The sequence below is a fragment of the Allocoprococcus similis genome, assembly GCF_054660775.1.
Genome location: NZ_BAAHSG010000011.1, coordinates 133,290 through 147,493 on the forward strand (window position 1 = coordinate 133,290; position 14,204 = coordinate 147,493).

At 41.6% G+C, this 14,204-nt stretch carries 16 protein-coding genes; 14 read left to right on the forward strand and 2 right to left on the reverse strand.

The features are described 5' to 3' along the window. Positions 1–175 precede the first annotated feature (175 nt). The 3 genes from ACYQ5K_RS06745 to ACYQ5K_RS06755 are packed head-to-tail and all read left to right on the forward strand — an operon-like array spanning position 176 to position 4,023. A complete protein-coding gene (locus ACYQ5K_RS06745; RefSeq protein WP_178025303.1) occupies positions 176–655 on the forward strand; it encodes a MarR family winged helix-turn-helix transcriptional regulator in 480 nt (159 codons plus the stop codon). Then, positions 648–2,408, forward strand: coding sequence for an ABC transporter ATP-binding protein (locus ACYQ5K_RS06750; protein ID WP_459777398.1), 1,761 nt, complete (start codon positions 648–650; stop codon positions 2,406–2,408). Before ACYQ5K_RS06745 ends, ACYQ5K_RS06750 begins: the two co-directional genes overlap by 8 nt. Continuing rightward, complete coding sequence (locus ACYQ5K_RS06755) at positions 2,395–4,023, forward strand: ABC transporter ATP-binding protein (RefSeq protein WP_459777399.1); 1,629 nt, start codon at positions 2,395–2,397, stop codon at positions 4,021–4,023. Before ACYQ5K_RS06750 ends, ACYQ5K_RS06755 begins: the two co-directional genes overlap by 14 nt. A 123-nt stretch (positions 4,024–4,146) precedes the next feature. Here the strand turns inward: ACYQ5K_RS06755 and ACYQ5K_RS06760 are convergent, their stop codons facing one another. Further along, on the reverse strand, positions 4,147–4,374 hold the full coding sequence (locus ACYQ5K_RS06760; RefSeq protein WP_459777400.1) for a helix-turn-helix domain-containing protein: 228 nt from the start codon (positions 4,372–4,374) through the stop codon (positions 4,147–4,149). A 56-nt stretch (positions 4,375–4,430) separates the two neighbouring features. Between ACYQ5K_RS06760 and ACYQ5K_RS06765 the strand changes: the two genes are divergently transcribed. The 11 genes from ACYQ5K_RS06765 to ACYQ5K_RS06815 all read left to right on the forward strand — a co-directional run bounded on the left by ACYQ5K_RS06765 (position 4,431) and on the right by ACYQ5K_RS06815 (position 13,429). Continuing rightward, a complete protein-coding gene (locus ACYQ5K_RS06765; protein ID WP_055157005.1) occupies positions 4,431–4,847 on the forward strand; it encodes a Fur family transcriptional regulator in 417 nt (138 codons plus the stop codon). Between the two features lie 42 nt (positions 4,848–4,889). Further along, positions 4,890–5,189, forward strand: a complete 300-nt coding sequence (locus ACYQ5K_RS06770) for a hypothetical protein (protein ID WP_459777401.1) — start codon at positions 4,890–4,892, stop codon at positions 5,187–5,189. A gap of 121 nt (positions 5,190–5,310) precedes the next feature. Continuing rightward, on the forward strand, positions 5,311–5,799 hold the full coding sequence (locus tag ACYQ5K_RS06775; protein WP_459777402.1) for a hypothetical protein: 489 nt from the start codon (positions 5,311–5,313) through the stop codon (positions 5,797–5,799). Between the two features lie 54 nt (positions 5,800–5,853). After that, positions 5,854–6,936 carry a YibE/F family protein gene (locus tag ACYQ5K_RS06780; protein WP_459777403.1) on the forward strand — a complete coding sequence of 361 codons (1,083 nt, stop codon included), beginning with the start codon at positions 5,854–5,856 and terminating at the stop codon, positions 6,934–6,936. Then, on the forward strand, positions 6,930–7,700 hold the full coding sequence (locus ACYQ5K_RS06785) for a YibE/F family protein (RefSeq protein WP_055246697.1): 771 nt from the start codon (positions 6,930–6,932) through the stop codon (positions 7,698–7,700). The genes ACYQ5K_RS06780 and ACYQ5K_RS06785 overlap by 7 nt, the downstream gene beginning before the upstream one ends. Before the next feature lie 126 nt (positions 7,701–7,826). Beyond that, a complete protein-coding gene (locus ACYQ5K_RS06790) occupies positions 7,827–8,294 on the forward strand; it encodes a MarR family winged helix-turn-helix transcriptional regulator (protein WP_022220303.1) in 468 nt (155 codons plus the stop codon). Continuing rightward, complete coding sequence (locus tag ACYQ5K_RS06795; RefSeq protein ID WP_117835661.1) at positions 8,291–10,042, forward strand: ABC transporter ATP-binding protein; 1,752 nt, start codon at positions 8,291–8,293, stop codon at positions 10,040–10,042. Before ACYQ5K_RS06790 ends, ACYQ5K_RS06795 begins: the two co-directional genes overlap by 4 nt. Next, the gene (locus ACYQ5K_RS06800) at positions 10,042–11,937 is read left to right on the forward strand and encodes an ABC transporter ATP-binding protein (protein WP_173687632.1); all 1,896 of its coding nucleotides are present in this window, start codon (positions 10,042–10,044) and stop codon (positions 11,935–11,937) included. Before ACYQ5K_RS06795 ends, ACYQ5K_RS06800 begins: the two co-directional genes overlap by 1 nt. Positions 11,938–12,106: 169 nt before the next feature. After that, on the forward strand, positions 12,107–12,982 hold the full coding sequence (locus tag ACYQ5K_RS06805) for a YitT family protein (RefSeq protein ID WP_055157237.1): 876 nt from the start codon (positions 12,107–12,109) through the stop codon (positions 12,980–12,982). A 56-nt stretch (positions 12,983–13,038) separates the two neighbouring features. Further along, positions 13,039–13,302, forward strand: coding sequence for a type II toxin-antitoxin system prevent-host-death family antitoxin (locus ACYQ5K_RS06810; RefSeq protein ID WP_055157239.1), 264 nt, complete (start codon positions 13,039–13,041; stop codon positions 13,300–13,302). Then, positions 13,295–13,429 (forward strand): hypothetical protein, encoded by a 135-nt coding sequence (locus tag ACYQ5K_RS06815; RefSeq protein ID WP_274597637.1) that lies wholly within the window; start codon positions 13,295–13,297, stop codon positions 13,427–13,429. The genes ACYQ5K_RS06810 and ACYQ5K_RS06815 overlap by 8 nt, the downstream gene beginning before the upstream one ends. Positions 13,430–13,723: 294 nt before the next feature. Here ACYQ5K_RS06815 and ACYQ5K_RS06820 read toward each other — a convergent pair whose 3' ends face one another. Continuing rightward, on the reverse strand, positions 13,724–13,957 hold the full coding sequence (locus tag ACYQ5K_RS06820; protein ID WP_172676486.1) for a relaxase/mobilization nuclease domain-containing protein: 234 nt from the start codon (positions 13,955–13,957) through the stop codon (positions 13,724–13,726). Positions 13,958–14,204: the final 247 nt, after the last annotated feature.

Below are 14,204 nucleotides of genomic sequence, written 5' to 3' on the forward strand. Positions count from 1 at the left end.
TGATGGTACAACCATTTTGTTTCACAGGAAATTCAGAAGGAACTTCCTGTGAAATAAAATGTACTACGCGCCGGAGATGTGCACTCGCACGAAGATGAAGAATGTTGCAGGCGTTCCAGGCTGAGAAGCGCTGTAGGCAGAAGCGATATGTATAAAGTGAGAGAGGAAATATTTTATGGACAGTACGCAGAGAAGAATCACAAAGATTGCCCGTGAGGTCAGCAAATTTACGGTGCAGACAATGAAAGAAGAAGGGATTGGAACCGCAGAATTTGACGTGATCCACCTGGTCAGACATAATCCGGGGATCACGCAGAAAAAGGTCTGTGAGACCTTGAAGATTGATAAGGGAGCGGCGGCAAAGCGTGTGGCAAGTCTGGAGCATAAGGGCTATCTGGTCAGAGAAGTAAATCCGGAGGATAAAAGAAGCCAGCTTCTTTATGCGACAGAACAGGCAGAAAGTCTGAAGAATTCCAAGGCACATATTGAGACTGTCTTTTATGACTGGCTTCTGGAAGATCTTCCGGAAGCAGAAAAAGAAACATTTTGTGCGACACTTGATAAGCTGTACTGGAAGTCAAAGGAAGAAAGAAGAACCGGATTTACGAAGATTGCAAAGAGGCTTGCAGAGGAAGAAGGGGAAAAAGATGCGTAAAAAGGGATTTCAGGCAGACCGGGTTCTTTCATACTTTAAGGCAGAGTGGAAAGTCCTTCTAATCGTAGCAGTATCGGGAATGATCTACAACCTGGGGCTTCTTGCCGGACCGTGGTTTGAAGGAAAGATGACAGGCACTCTGGCACAAATATTAAAGGGAACGGCGTACTTTTCCGATATGCTGATCCTGGTGACCGGCTATGTGGCAGCGATTGTCGTGGTGCAGATTTCCAGATATATCAAAAGATTCTACGTCAGAAGATTTGCAAATAATGTTAACCGGAAGATGAAGCAGGTCATTTACCGGAGCCTGGTCATGAAGAGCAGACCGAGCCTCCGTGAGGAAGGGGAAGGAGATGTGATGACGAAAGCAATCCTTGATGTGGATGACTGCGCGGAGGGAATGCGCAAATTTACAACGGAAATTTTTGATACAGGTGTAGCACTGGCATCCTATGCAGGGATGCTGCTTTTTTATGACTGGCGCCTGGCTTTGCTGTGCATGATCTTTCCAACGATATCCTATGTTACTGCTGAGAAGATGAAAAAAATGATCCAGCGTACCGGTGCGGCATATAAGAAACAAGCAGGAATTTTAAGCGATGCAACTCTTGACCGGGCAAAGAACGCGATCACCTATCGTGTATTTGGCTGTGAGAGTGAAAGGAAAAAATCCTATGAAGAAAATCTGGAGGCTTATGAGAAATCAGCGGTAAAAGCAAATATCTGGAATGTGGCAATGCCACCGGTTTACCGGGTGATCTCGATGGCAGGTGTTCTTTTTATCTTATATTTCGGACAGAGAAATGTTCTTGGAACCGGATGGAAGACATGGAGTATTGCGGCATTTACCACTTTCCTGTCCTGTTTTGTCAAGCTGTCTGTGAAGTCTTCCAGCGCAGCGAAGCTGTTCAATGCGGTCCATAAAGCACAGGTGTCCTGGAGGCGGATCAAACCACTGATGCATACGGATGTGGAAAACGGCGAAGAAGAGGAGCCGGTATCGAAAGAAAAGATCAGCCAGACGGGGAATCTGGAAGTACAGCATTTAAGATTTGCATATCCAGATGGGAAACAGATTCTGAATGATATTTCTTTTACGGCAAAGCCTGGACAGATCATCGGAATCACCGGTGCAGTAGCGTGCGGAAAATCCACGCTTGGAAAAGTATTTCTGTGTGAATATCCGTATGAAGGGAAGGTCCAGTATCAGGGAGAAGAATTACAGAATCTGTCACAGAAAAAACTGGCAGATGTAGTTGGGTATCTGGGACACGATCCGGAGCTTTTCAATGATACACTGGAAAATAATATCTTAATGGGCGATCAGGTGAATGCGGAAGAACTGTTAAAAGCGGTATGTCTGGATCAGGAGGTTGCAGAAATGCCGGAAAAAATCCAGACACTGGCAGGAAACGGCGGTGTGTGTCTTTCGGGCGGACAGGCGCAGCGGCTTGCACTTGCCAGAACCTTATGCCACAAGAAACCGGTCATAATTCTGGATGATCCGTTTTCAGCACTCGACAGAAGCACGGAAAGGGAAATCTATGCGAATTTAAGGCAGATTACAAAGGATCAAATTGTGCTTTTGATTTCACACAGACTCTATCTGTTTCCACAGTTGGATCAGGTGATCTGGATGGAGCATGGAAAAACGGTGACAGGTACGCATGAGGAACTGGTGAAGAAGATACCGGAGTATAAAGAGCTTTTTGCAGTACAGGAAGGAGGCGTGGCAGATGAAGCAGAGTAATCAGGTAAGAACGATTATATTCCAGACGGTAAAAAAACAGAAAATCCTTTCTTTTGGAATTCTGGCAGCTGTGATCGGAGCCATTGTAACAGATCTTTTGCCGCCGCTGATCCTTGGAAAGATCATTGACACGATCACAGCCGGAAAAGCAGTGACCTTTGCCATGATCGTGCTGTACTTTGCGCTGCTTGCACTTACCGGATTTGCAGAGGCGGCGCGGGAAGGGATGCTGACTGTATTCGGACAGAAGATCACCCACGCACTCCGCAGCAGTCTGATGGGAAAATTTGTGAATCTTACTGCAGATGAGATCAATCGTCAGGAACCGGGAACGCTGGTTTCAAGGTTTGTAGGAGATGTGGATACCGTAGAAAATCTGTTCACATCCGGAATTATCAGCATGTTTGCAGATGCCTGCAAGATTATCAGTATTCTTGTAGTAGTCTGGTTTCAGAATAAAGGATTGATGTTAGTGCTTCTGGTTGTACTGCCGGTATTATTTGCATATACAAGACATGTGCAGAAAAATATGCTTACCGCACAGATCGAGAACCGCCGGGCAGTCGAAAGAGCATCTGGGCATGTTCCGGAGACGCTTCACAATATCCGCACGATCCATTGTCTGAAAAAAGAAAAATATATGGAAAAACGGTACGACCAGTATATCGGTGAGAGCTACCAGGCAATGGAGCGGACCAATTTTTATGATGCGATTTATTCACCGATCGTTCTGATCCTGAATGCAGTAGTTGTCGCAGTGGTGATGCTGTTTTCTGCGACAGGGAATCAGAAGGTACTGGTATTTTTCGGAATGTCGGCAGGAACGGCTGTGGCAGTCATGAACTATATTTCCCAGATTTTCACTCCGGTAGAAAGCCTTGGTATGGAGATCCAGACGATTCAGTCTGCGATTGCGGGAATCCACAGAATCAATGAATTTTTTACACTGGAAGAAAAGAAAGAATCAGAAGGGCAGGAAAAAGCATCGCAGGAAGATGCATTTGTGACATTTGAAGATGTGACCTTCGGATATGATGAGCATATAGTACTGGATCATATGAGTTTTCAGGTAAATACAGGAGAACAGGTGACATTAGCCGGAAGGACAGGGGCAGGAAAAAGCACGATCATGAAGCTGCTTCTCGGACTTTATGAGCCACAACAGGGAAAGGTTCTGATCGGTGGTGTTCCGGTGGCAAAGGTTTCCGAAAAAGAGAGACGAAGCCTGTATGGATATGTAGAGCAGATCTTCCATATGGTTCCGGGAACGGTGCGGGATCAGATCACCCTGTATGATGAAAAGATTTCGGAAGAACAGGTGCGGAAAGTTGCAGGACTGACTGGTCTGGCAGAAACGATCGAAGAGATGGAAGATGGCTATGACACTGTGTGCATACCGGAGTTGTTTTCACAGGGACAGTGGCAGCTTTTGTCCATTGCAAGGGCGGCAGTTACAGAACCGAAACTTCTGCTTTTGGATGAGATCACGGCGAATCTGGATGCAGATACTGAAAAAGCGGTGATGACAGCGTTGAAACGAGTGGCAGAAAACCGGACGGTGATTTCCATTTCACACAGGACTTCGGCGGAGCTTGGGCGTGTGATTCCAGTATAATTGAAAAAAGGTTGTGCGATTTATAAGATAGGGTGAAGAGAAGAATCGCATAACCTTTTTTTATAGCAATCAAGTGGAAGTTAACAACATTTTTTTGTATCAGCCTGCGGTATTCGCAAGGAGTCATCTGATATTTTTTTGAAAAAGCTGATAAAAAAAACCTTTATTATGATACCCGACATCTGCTGCAATTTCTTCGACGCTTTTGGAAGTAGTCCGCAAAAGATAAAGAGACTGCTCTAAACGTATTTTCTGTAAATAAGCAGAATAGGTCATTCCGGTTTCAGCTTTGATCAGCCGGTTATAGTAGTCTTCCTGGAAATGAAAAACATTTTCAAATTTCATTGACATATAAAAATAGTGTGATAAAATGAAAACGATTTCCAAATTGAAGGGAGAAGGTCAGTATGGCAAAAGCACCATATAAAACAAAACAAATGACCGAAATACTTACCTTCCTGAAATCGGTACAGGGAAGACATGTTACTGTGAATGAAATCTGCGATTTTTTCAGGGAAAAAGGGATTTCCGTCGGAACCACGACCATTTACCGTCATCTGGAGAAGATGGTAAAAGAAGGCCTGGCCGCGAAGTATGTAGTAGACGGTTCGAGCAGCGCCTGTTTTGAATATATCGGAGATCATGGGGAAGAACATGAAAACTGCTATCATTGTAAATGTGAGAAATGTGGAAAGCTGATCCATTTACAGTGCAATGAGGTAGAAAGCTTAAAACAGCACATGCAGCAGCATCATGATTTTCAGATGGATCCGCATCGTACCGTATTTTACGGAATCTGCGGTGAATGCAGTAAGAAAGAATAGATAAAATTTATTAACAGATGAAATCTGGGAAAGGAGAAGGAAATGGATACAGGAAAGAAAAAAAGTATGGCAGCGGTTATATGTATTTTTCTTATATTTGTAACCTTTGCTTCTCTTTTTTATGTTGCCAGAGAGGAAGACCATAACTGTACGGGAAAGGACTGCCCGATCTGTGCCTGCGTTCATCAGGCAAAGGAGGTCCTTCGGAATCTGGGAACAACACCTGCAGTAGGATTTTTTGTCAGTCCGGTGATCTTTATCGCAGAAACTGTTATTTTGCCGGGGTTCTGGATCATTTTGTCGATTTCGTTAGTTCATCAAAAGGTAAGATTAAATGATTGAATAAAACTTTTTATAAAGCAGAATGGGTATGAAAAACCATACCTTTCTTTTTGTGTACCATTTTTTAATAAGTATAGATAATGGAGGTTTTATTCATGAAAATGTAAGCGGCAAAAAGAAAGTGAATAACGGGAAATCCGTTAATGATGTATTAGAGAAACAGACAAAAGCGGAAGAGCAGAAGGAACAGACAGAGGAAAAGGACAAGAAAAAAGAAAGTACAGATACTTCAGAAAATACGGGGACAGAAGATGTAGATTATGATCTTACAGAAATGAACAGTGATATGGTCTACGCGACAGTTTACCAGATGATGGTGGGACCGGAGCAGTATGAAGGAAAAACAATCCGGATCGACGGGATTTATTATATAAGTAAGGATGAAGCGACAGGGAATATCTATCATTTTTGCGTGATCAAAGATGCGCTGGCGTGCTGCGCGCAGGGACTGGAATTTGTCCGGAAAAATGAGGAAGAATTGCCGAATGAAGATTATCCGGAACAGGAAACAGAAATTATCGTTCAGGGAACGTTCGAGACATATAAAGAACCAAATGATGAGACTTTGTATTGCAGGATCACAGATGCGGATATGCAGATAAAAAAATAAGAAGAGAAAAGATGGATCATGAAGGAATACGGGAAAAAGATTAGCAGATATTTGATGAAAAACAAAAAAGGAAGATTTTATTGTGTGGCAGGTGTGTTATATCTGCTGGCAATTTTGTTTGTCATGAATGATGCCTGGCTGTATCAGACACCGATCGTGAAAGTGACAAAAGTAGTGACAATTGTAGAAGGGAAAAGCAAAAGTACACGTGGAACAGAAGAAACGAAATATAAGCAGAGTCTTTATGGTAAGATCCTAAACGGAAAAGACAAAGGAAAAGAAGTCCGGATTGCCAATGAATACACAACAACAGAAATGGTTGACCAAAAATACCATAAAGGTGACCGGGTGTTTTATAAGGGATCATCGATCATTGGAGTAAAGCGGGATACGATGCTGGTTGTTATGCTTGGCTTCCTTGCACTTCTGCTCCTTGGGATTGCCGGACGGCAGGGCGGTTTGACGATCATAACAGCAATGTTGAATATCCTGATTTTTGTGATCGGTTTCTGGACGGCGGATGACACATCGGAAATTCTGAGTGTATGTAGCAGACTGATCCTTTTTTTCGCAGTGGTAACGCTTGTTGGATTAAATGGAATCCACAAGAAAACTTTTGCCGCACTATTGACAACACTATGTGTCCTGCTTATGATCATGGGGATATTTGATCTTGTTATGCAGCATATGGAAGAACTGGATTATTCGACGATGGAATATCTGGGCAGTATTGATAATCCGGATGAAATTTTCCATGCAGAGATCCTGTTGTCAGGACTCGGTGCCATCATGGATGTGGCGGTTGCCATATCAGTGGCTTTAAGCGAGATTGTTGAGCAGAAACCGGAAGTAAAATTTGTGGAACTTTTCCGTTCAGGCAGAGAGATCGGATATGACATTATGGGAACAATGATCAATGTGCTGTTGTTTGTGTTTGGCTGCGGTCTGATTCCTACATGTTTGATCCGGATGAACAATGAGGTGCGTTTTGTTACCATTGTAAAATTGCATATTCCATGTGAATTATGCCGTTTCTTTGTAGAAAGTATCGGAATTGTACTGGCGATCCCAGTGTCTATTTTCATAACAGCAGTTATGATGAAACTATCTGTGAAAAAGAGGGAAAAAAGATGTTGATCATATTGGGACTGATTCTAATGATAGTAATAGTGCTTGTTGGAGGGGACAGAGGCGCCATGTCTCTGATTGCTCTGGCGGGAAATATTTTGTGCCTGAGTCTTGCAATCTGGCTTTATGCCGTCGGAGCACCCGTGTTTCTGGTTACTGCCGGTGCAGGAATTTTAATTTCCTGTATCACTTTGTTTTATCAAAATGGGACGAATATTAAAACCTGGAGTGCATTTCTTGCGGTTGCAATTACAATGTGTGTGTTATTTGCATTTATTTATCTGGTCGTATGGAAAAGTGGGGCGGGAGGCTTGAATGAGATCCAGGCAGCCGGAGAAGATGTTTTCTATTATAATATGAACCTGGATATCAGTATGCCCAAGGTTGCAACAGCCGTAATTGTACTCAGCACGTTAGGAGCTGTGATCGATATGGCGCTGACAGTAACAACTTCCGTATATGAGGTGAAATGTCATAAGCCGGATATCAAAATGAACAAACTGGTTCAAAGTGGAATGAAGATTGGAAAAGATGTGATCGGAACAACGGTTAATACGTTATTGTTTGCATATCTGGGAGAATCGCTGTTGTTATTCGCGTATTTGAGAATGCAGAATTACTCCATTGAGCTGTTGCTCAACTCCAAAATCCTTTTTCAGAACTGTATTTCCATGATTTTTGGAGCAATTTCCTGCACAATGATAATGCCGGTTTCAGCGGTTTTGATCGCAAAAAACTGTGAGCTTTTTGATTGGATGGAAAATAGTAAATAGCAGGTTGACAGCAGGGAAATATCTGTGATAAACTTGTTTAGAATTAAACTGTTTACGAATGAACAATTTATTCGTGAACAGTTTTCTTTTTTTTGAAGAAGCAAAAAGTGGAAGGAGGAAAGTCATTTGTGTGAAGGATGTGAAGAGCGAATCCACGTAGGACATCAGGTGCACCGGATAGACCGTTCGATTTCAAAACTGCTGGAAATGCGTGTAAAAGAAGAAGGACTGGATGAGATTGCCCTGATGCATGGCTGGATCTTACGTTATCTATATGAACATCAGGATAAGGAAATTTATCAGAAAGATATAGAAAAGTATTTTGGTATCTGCCGTTCAGCGGTAACAAATATTATCCAGACTCTGGAGAAAAAAGGGTACATCTGCCGTGCATCGGTTGCAAATGATGCGCGTCTGAAAAAAGTAATGCTGACAGAAAAAGGACGGGAAAACCATGAAAAACTGGGAGAAATTTTTCAGAAAATGGATGCGCAGTTGGAAGAAGGCATTACAGAAGAAGAATTACATGCATTTATGCATGTGATCGATAAAGTTTATTACAATATGGAAAAAATGAAAGGAGAGAATTCATGATTCGGACTTTATTAAAAGAAGTAAAAGAATATAAAGCGGCATCGATCGCAACACCGTTTTTTATGATTCTGGAAGTATTGTTTGAGACATTGATTCCATTTCTGATGGCATCTATTATCGATAAGGGTGTCAATACCGGAGATATTCACCATATTTACAAAGTTGGTGGAATTATGATCGTGGCTGCATTTTGTGGCCTGCTTGCCGGAATGGCAGGAGGACGATACGGAGCAAAGGCTTCGACCGGGTTCGCGAAGAATTTGAGAAATAAGATGTTCGATCAGATCCAGACCTATTCGTTTGCAAATATTGATCATTTCAGTACAGCAGGTCTGGTTACACGTCTGACAACAGATGTGACCAATGTGCAGAATGCGTACCAGATGATGCTGCGTATGATGATGAGAGCACCGGCAAGTATGATCTGTGCAATGGTGATGGCATTTATGATCAATGCCAGACTGGCAAGTATTTACCTTGTGGCAGTTGTGATCCTGGGAGTGATCCTCTTCTTTATCATTCGTCATGCAACGGCTTATTTCCAGCAGGCATTTCCAAAATATGATGCTTTAAATGCATCCGTTCAGGAAAATGTATCTGCGATCCGTGTAGTAAAAGCATATGTAAGAGAAGAACAGGAAACAAGTAAATTTCAGTATGCAAGTAAGAATATTTACGATATTTTTGTAAGAGCAGAGAAAAATGTTATATGGAACTCACCGATCATGATGTTCACTGTTTATACCTGCATCATCCTGATCAGCTGGTTTGGTGCAAAGATGATCGTAGTGAAATCGTTGACAACAGGAGAGTTGATGAGTCTTCTTGCATACTGTATGAACATTCTGATGAGTCTGATGATGCTGTCTATGGTATTTGTCATGATTTCCATGAGTATGGCAAGTATGCGGCGTATAGCAGAAGTACTGGGTGAAACCAGCGATATCCATAATCCGGAACATCCGCTTTATGAAGTGGAAGATGGAAGTATTTCATTTAAGAATGTAGATTTTGCTTACAAAAAAGACAGTGCAGAGAAAGTCCTGAAGAATATCAATCTGGACATCCATTCCGGTGAGACGATTGGCATCATTGGAGGAACCGGAAGTGCGAAGACGAGTCTGGTGAATCTGATCAGTCGTCTGTATGACGTGACAGGCGGAGAAATCCTGGTTGGCGGAAAGAATGTCAAGGATTATGATCTGGAAGTACTGAGAAACCAGGTGTCTGTTGTATTGCAGAAAAATGTACTGTTTACCGGAAGTATTCTGGATAACCTGCGCTGGGGAAACAAAGAGGCGACCGACGAAGAATGTATGGAAGCATGTCGGCTTGCATGTGCAGATGAATTCATTGAGCGTTTCCCGGATAAATATAATACCCACATTGAACAGGGAGGAAACAACGTATCCGGTGGTCAGAAGCAGAGACTGTGTATTGCAAGAGCACTGCTTAAGAAACCGAAGATCTTGATCCTGGATGACAGTACCAGTGCGGTAGATACTGCTACAGATGCGAAGATCCGCCGTGCATTCCGTGAAGAAATCCCGGATACAACAAAGCTGATCATTGCACAGCGTGTATCCAGTGTGCAGGATGCAGACCGTATCATCGTTATGGATGAAGGGCAGGTTCATGGATTTGGTACACACGAAGAATTGCTGAAGACCGATGAAATTTACCGCGAAGTATACGAATCGCAGACTCAGGGCGGAGGAGATTTTGATGAAAACGGAGGTGAAGCATAATGCCAAGACCGATGGGAAGACCACAGAATAAAGTGAAATATCCGGGGAAACTTTTGATGCGTCTGATAAACTACATTTTCCGTGATTATAAAGTTCATTGTATTGCAGTATTTATCCTTATATTTGTAGGGGTTATCGCAAATGTGCAGGGAACGATGTTTACAAGAGATCTGATCGACAAATATATTACACCGTTTCTGCTGTCTGACGGTACACCGAACTTTTCACCGCTTGCACATGCAATTGAAAGGGTTGCGGTATTTTACGGAATTGGAATCGTTGCGACTTACGCATATAACCGTATCATGATCAATGTGACACAAGGAATGATGATGAATATGCGTAATGAGCTGTTTGAACATATGGAAAAGCTGCCGATCAAATATTTTGATACCCATGCACATGGTGATATCATGTCAATTTACACGAACGATATCGATACCCTGCGGCAGATGGTCAGCCAGAGTATTCCGCAGATCATCAACAGCGGATTTACGATCATCAGTGTATTTGTCAGTATGTTGATCTTAAATATTCCACTTACGGTTGTGACGATGATCATGGTTGCAATTATGATATTTGGTACCAAGAAAGCCGCCGGACAGAGCGGGAAATATTTCCTGGAACAGCAGAAAAATCTTGGAAAAGTCAATGGTTATATTGAAGAAATGATGAATGGACAGAAGGTTGTCAAGGTCTTCTGCCATGAGGAAGAAAGTAAGGCAGAATTTAAAGAACTGAATGAGGCACTTTTTGTAAGCGCAGACCGTGCGAATACCTATGCAAACTACCTCGGACCTTTGAATGCGCAGATCGGAAATATCAGTTATGTAGTCTGTGCGATTGTCGGAGGTGTCCTTGCGCTGAATGGTGTGGGAGGATTTACACTGGGTGCACTGGCAAGCTTTCTAACATTCAATAAAAGCTTTAGTATGCCGATCAACCAGGTCAGCCAGCAGATGAATGCCATTGTAATGGCACTTGCAGGAGCAGAGCGTATCTTTACCCTTCTGGATGAGAAAGTGGAAGTAGATGACGGGTATGTGACTCTGGTCAATGTGAAAAAAGAAAATGGAAAACTTATAGAATGTAAGGAACATACCCGATGCTGGGCATGGAAGCATACACATCAGGCAGATGGTTCGGTAGATTATATTGAGCTTAAGGGAAATGTAGTATTTGATGGTGTGGATTTCGGGTACAATAATGATAAGATCGTGCTTCATGATGTGAAATTGTATGCAGAGCCAGGACAGAAAATTGCCTTTGTAGGTTCGACAGGAGCAGGAAAAACAACCATTACAAATCTGATCAACCGGTTTTATGATATTCAGGATGGAAAAATCCGCTACGATGGAATTAATATAAACAAGATTCGGAAAGCGGATCTGCGACGTTCCCTTGGAATTGTACTGCAGGATACACATCTGTTCACAGGAACGGTAAAAGACAATATCCGTTTTGGAAAACTGGATGCAACAGATGAAGAAATCTTTGCAGCAGCAGAATTGGCAAATGCAGATGGATTTATCCGCAGACTTCCGGAAGGATATGATACGGTCATCACCGGGGATGGGGCAAACTTAAGCCAGGGACAGAGACAGCTTCTTGCAATTGCCAGAGCAGCAGTTGCAGATCCGCCGGTACTGATCCTGGATGAGGCAACAAGCTCTATTGATACGCGTACTGAACGTATTATTCAGGAAAGTATGGACAGACTGATGCATGGACGTACTACGTTTGTGATCGCGCATCGTCTGTCTACGGTTCGGAATTCCGACTGTATCATGGTTCTGGAACAGGGACGCATTATCGAAAGAGGTACCCATGACCAACTGATTTCAGAAAAGGGAAAATATTATCAGTTGTACACCGGGAATGCAATTGCCGAATAAGATTCAAAAAACAGTAACAACAGGATTCAACAAAATTTACATAAATTAAAAAATACTATCAATTTTTTTGTGTATACGCTATACTTGTATATATAGAACTGCAAGTCCTTCCGATCAGAGGAGTAAAATAGCAGTTCTATAAAAATGTCATGATAGGGTAGGTTTGGGAATGAAAAAACAAATCAATTGCAAAGAAGTTGTATGGGAACTATTTACACTTACCGCTGCAGTGGCAATTATCGCTGCAGCGGTTTATTTCTTTCTGGTGCCGAGCCATGCATCGGTCAGCAGTATTTCCGGTCTTGGAATTATTCTTACGAATTTTATACCTTTACCGCTTTCAGTGATCACGATGGTCCTGAATGTTGTTCTTTTGATCATCGGATTCATAACATGTGGACGGGAATTTGGTACGAAAACCGTGTATACCAGTATCTTACTGCCGGTATTTATCGGTATTTTTGAACGGATTTTCCCGAATATCGGTTCCCTGACAAAAACCCAGGAACTGGATGTCCTCTGTTATGTTCTGGTAGTCAGTGTAGGACTCAGTATTCTCTTTAATATGAATGCTTCTTCCGGCGGACTTGATATTGTGGCTAAGATCATGAATAAATATTTGCACATCGAATTGGGGAAAGCCATGTCTTTAGCCGGTATGTGTGTGGCGCTTTCGGCAGCACTTGTATATGATAAGAAGACGGTGGTTTTAAGCGTTCTTGGTACTTATTTTAATGGGATGGTGGTAGATCATTTTATCTTCGGGCAGAATCTGAAACGAAGAGTATGTATTATTACAAAGTATGAAGAAGAACTTCGGAATTTTATTCTGCATGAGCTTCATAGTGGAGCAACCATTTATGATGCCATCGGAGCGTACAATTTAGATAAAAGACACGAGATCATTACGATCGTAGATAAAAATGAGTATCAGAAACTCATGAATTACATCAATAATCTTGATCCGAAGGCTTTCATCACAGTGTACACGGTGGCAGACATGAGATATCAGCAGAAGGTTTTGGAAAATGAAGAAAGAAGTTAGTGATCTACTCCATCAATATTCTGTTATAATAATGTACAAAGAAAGGAGGAGTTACAATGCCAATAATAAAACCAATTACAGATTTAAGAAATACAAATGAAATATCTGAAATATGTCACAAACAACAGCAACCAGTATTTATTACAAAAAATGGTTATGGAGATTTAGTAGTTATGAGTATGGAAACTTATGAAGAATTACTCAGCACAAATCAGATTGATAAGGCAATTTTTGAAGCAGAACGGGAAGTCGCAGAAGGTGCAGAATTATTAGATGCACGTGGGGCATTGGGAGAACTCAGGAGGAAACATTTTGGATAAATATACCGTAAAAATGTTTCCACAGGCATATAGAGATATTGATAAGATATACGAGCAGGCACTTCTTGTTAGTAATTATGCTGATAATGCAATTGCACTGGCAGAAAATTTGAAAAAGCAATTTTAAGTTTGGAAGAACAGCCATATCGAGGGGCAGAAAGAAAATATGGAAAAAGTGAGTTTTAGAATCAAGAAATCTCACTGAAATATAAAGGGTACTAAAAAACGTCACAATTTGTGGCGTTTTTTTAGTGCAGGAAAAAGGAGACCAAGAGTGTCAGAAATCAGATTTTCATCAAAGGAAAGAAGCTGATATCTTATTTAAAAAAGAGAAGAACCATTTAATATTTATGAATATTGCAAAAAGTAGTAATTTTTTCTGTTAAAAAAGTCCTGAGGGATAATTTTATATAAACGGATATTATTCTAATAAGCGCAACGGATGATCCCCATACCACAAACGGTATGATTGTAGAACAAATTTAACATGGTCTCTGATAGCATAGAAATTATGCATATCACAGTTATAGAGCATACCATTAGTCAAATCTATTGTATTTACAAGAATATGGACGTGAAGATGACTGTTATTTTCATGAATCGAAAAGATAACCTGGTACTGAGCATTACAAAATTCAAACGGAAAAAGTAGCAATTCCTCCGGAACTGTGATATACTGTGATCGTTTGGAAGATTAGTGGACTGAAATGTAAGATCCCCAGAGCATGAAGTATAAAGAGGGCAGAAACGGGGCTCGCAGATATATGGCAGAAGAGCTGTATGTCGAGAACACCGGGTATCCGTATCTGACTTCATGTTCTGGGGATTTTTTATATTCTGTATGCGGATTTTCCGAATGTATGCAAAAGAAAAACAATAAAAAGGATAGATAATATGAAGTG

Bases quoted from the DNA above. Each gene is read 5' to 3' on its own strand.
- ACYQ5K_RS06785 (WP_055246697.1), top strand. From the start codon at position 6,930: ATGTTGATCATATTGGGACTGATTCTAATGATAGTAATAGTGCTTGTT.
- ACYQ5K_RS06765 (WP_055157005.1), top strand. From the start codon at position 4,431: ATGGCAAAAGCACCATATAAAACAAAACAAATGACCGAAATACTTACC.
- ACYQ5K_RS06795 (WP_117835661.1), top strand. From the start codon at position 8,291: ATGATTCGGACTTTATTAAAAGAAGTAAAAGAATATAAAGCGGCATCG.
- ACYQ5K_RS06800 (WP_173687632.1), top strand. From the start codon at position 10,042: ATGCCAAGACCGATGGGAAGACCACAGAATAAAGTGAAATATCCGGGG.
- ACYQ5K_RS06780 (WP_459777403.1), top strand. From the start codon at position 5,854: ATGAAAAACAAAAAAGGAAGATTTTATTGTGTGGCAGGTGTGTTATAT.
- ACYQ5K_RS06745 (WP_178025303.1), top strand. From the start codon at position 176: ATGGACAGTACGCAGAGAAGAATCACAAAGATTGCCCGTGAGGTCAGC.
- ACYQ5K_RS06805 (WP_055157237.1), top strand. From the start codon at position 12,107: ATGAAAAAACAAATCAATTGCAAAGAAGTTGTATGGGAACTATTTACA.
- ACYQ5K_RS06750 (WP_459777398.1), top strand. From the start codon at position 648: ATGCGTAAAAAGGGATTTCAGGCAGACCGGGTTCTTTCATACTTTAAG.
- ACYQ5K_RS06760 (WP_459777400.1), bottom strand. From the start codon at position 4,374: ATGTCAATGAAATTTGAAAATGTTTTTCATTTCCAGGAAGACTACTAT.
- ACYQ5K_RS06755 (WP_459777399.1), top strand. From the start codon at position 2,395: ATGAAGCAGAGTAATCAGGTAAGAACGATTATATTCCAGACGGTAAAA.
- ACYQ5K_RS06770 (WP_459777401.1), top strand. From the start codon at position 4,890: ATGGATACAGGAAAGAAAAAAAGTATGGCAGCGGTTATATGTATTTTT.
- ACYQ5K_RS06810 (WP_055157239.1), top strand. From the start codon at position 13,039: ATGCCAATAATAAAACCAATTACAGATTTAAGAAATACAAATGAAATA.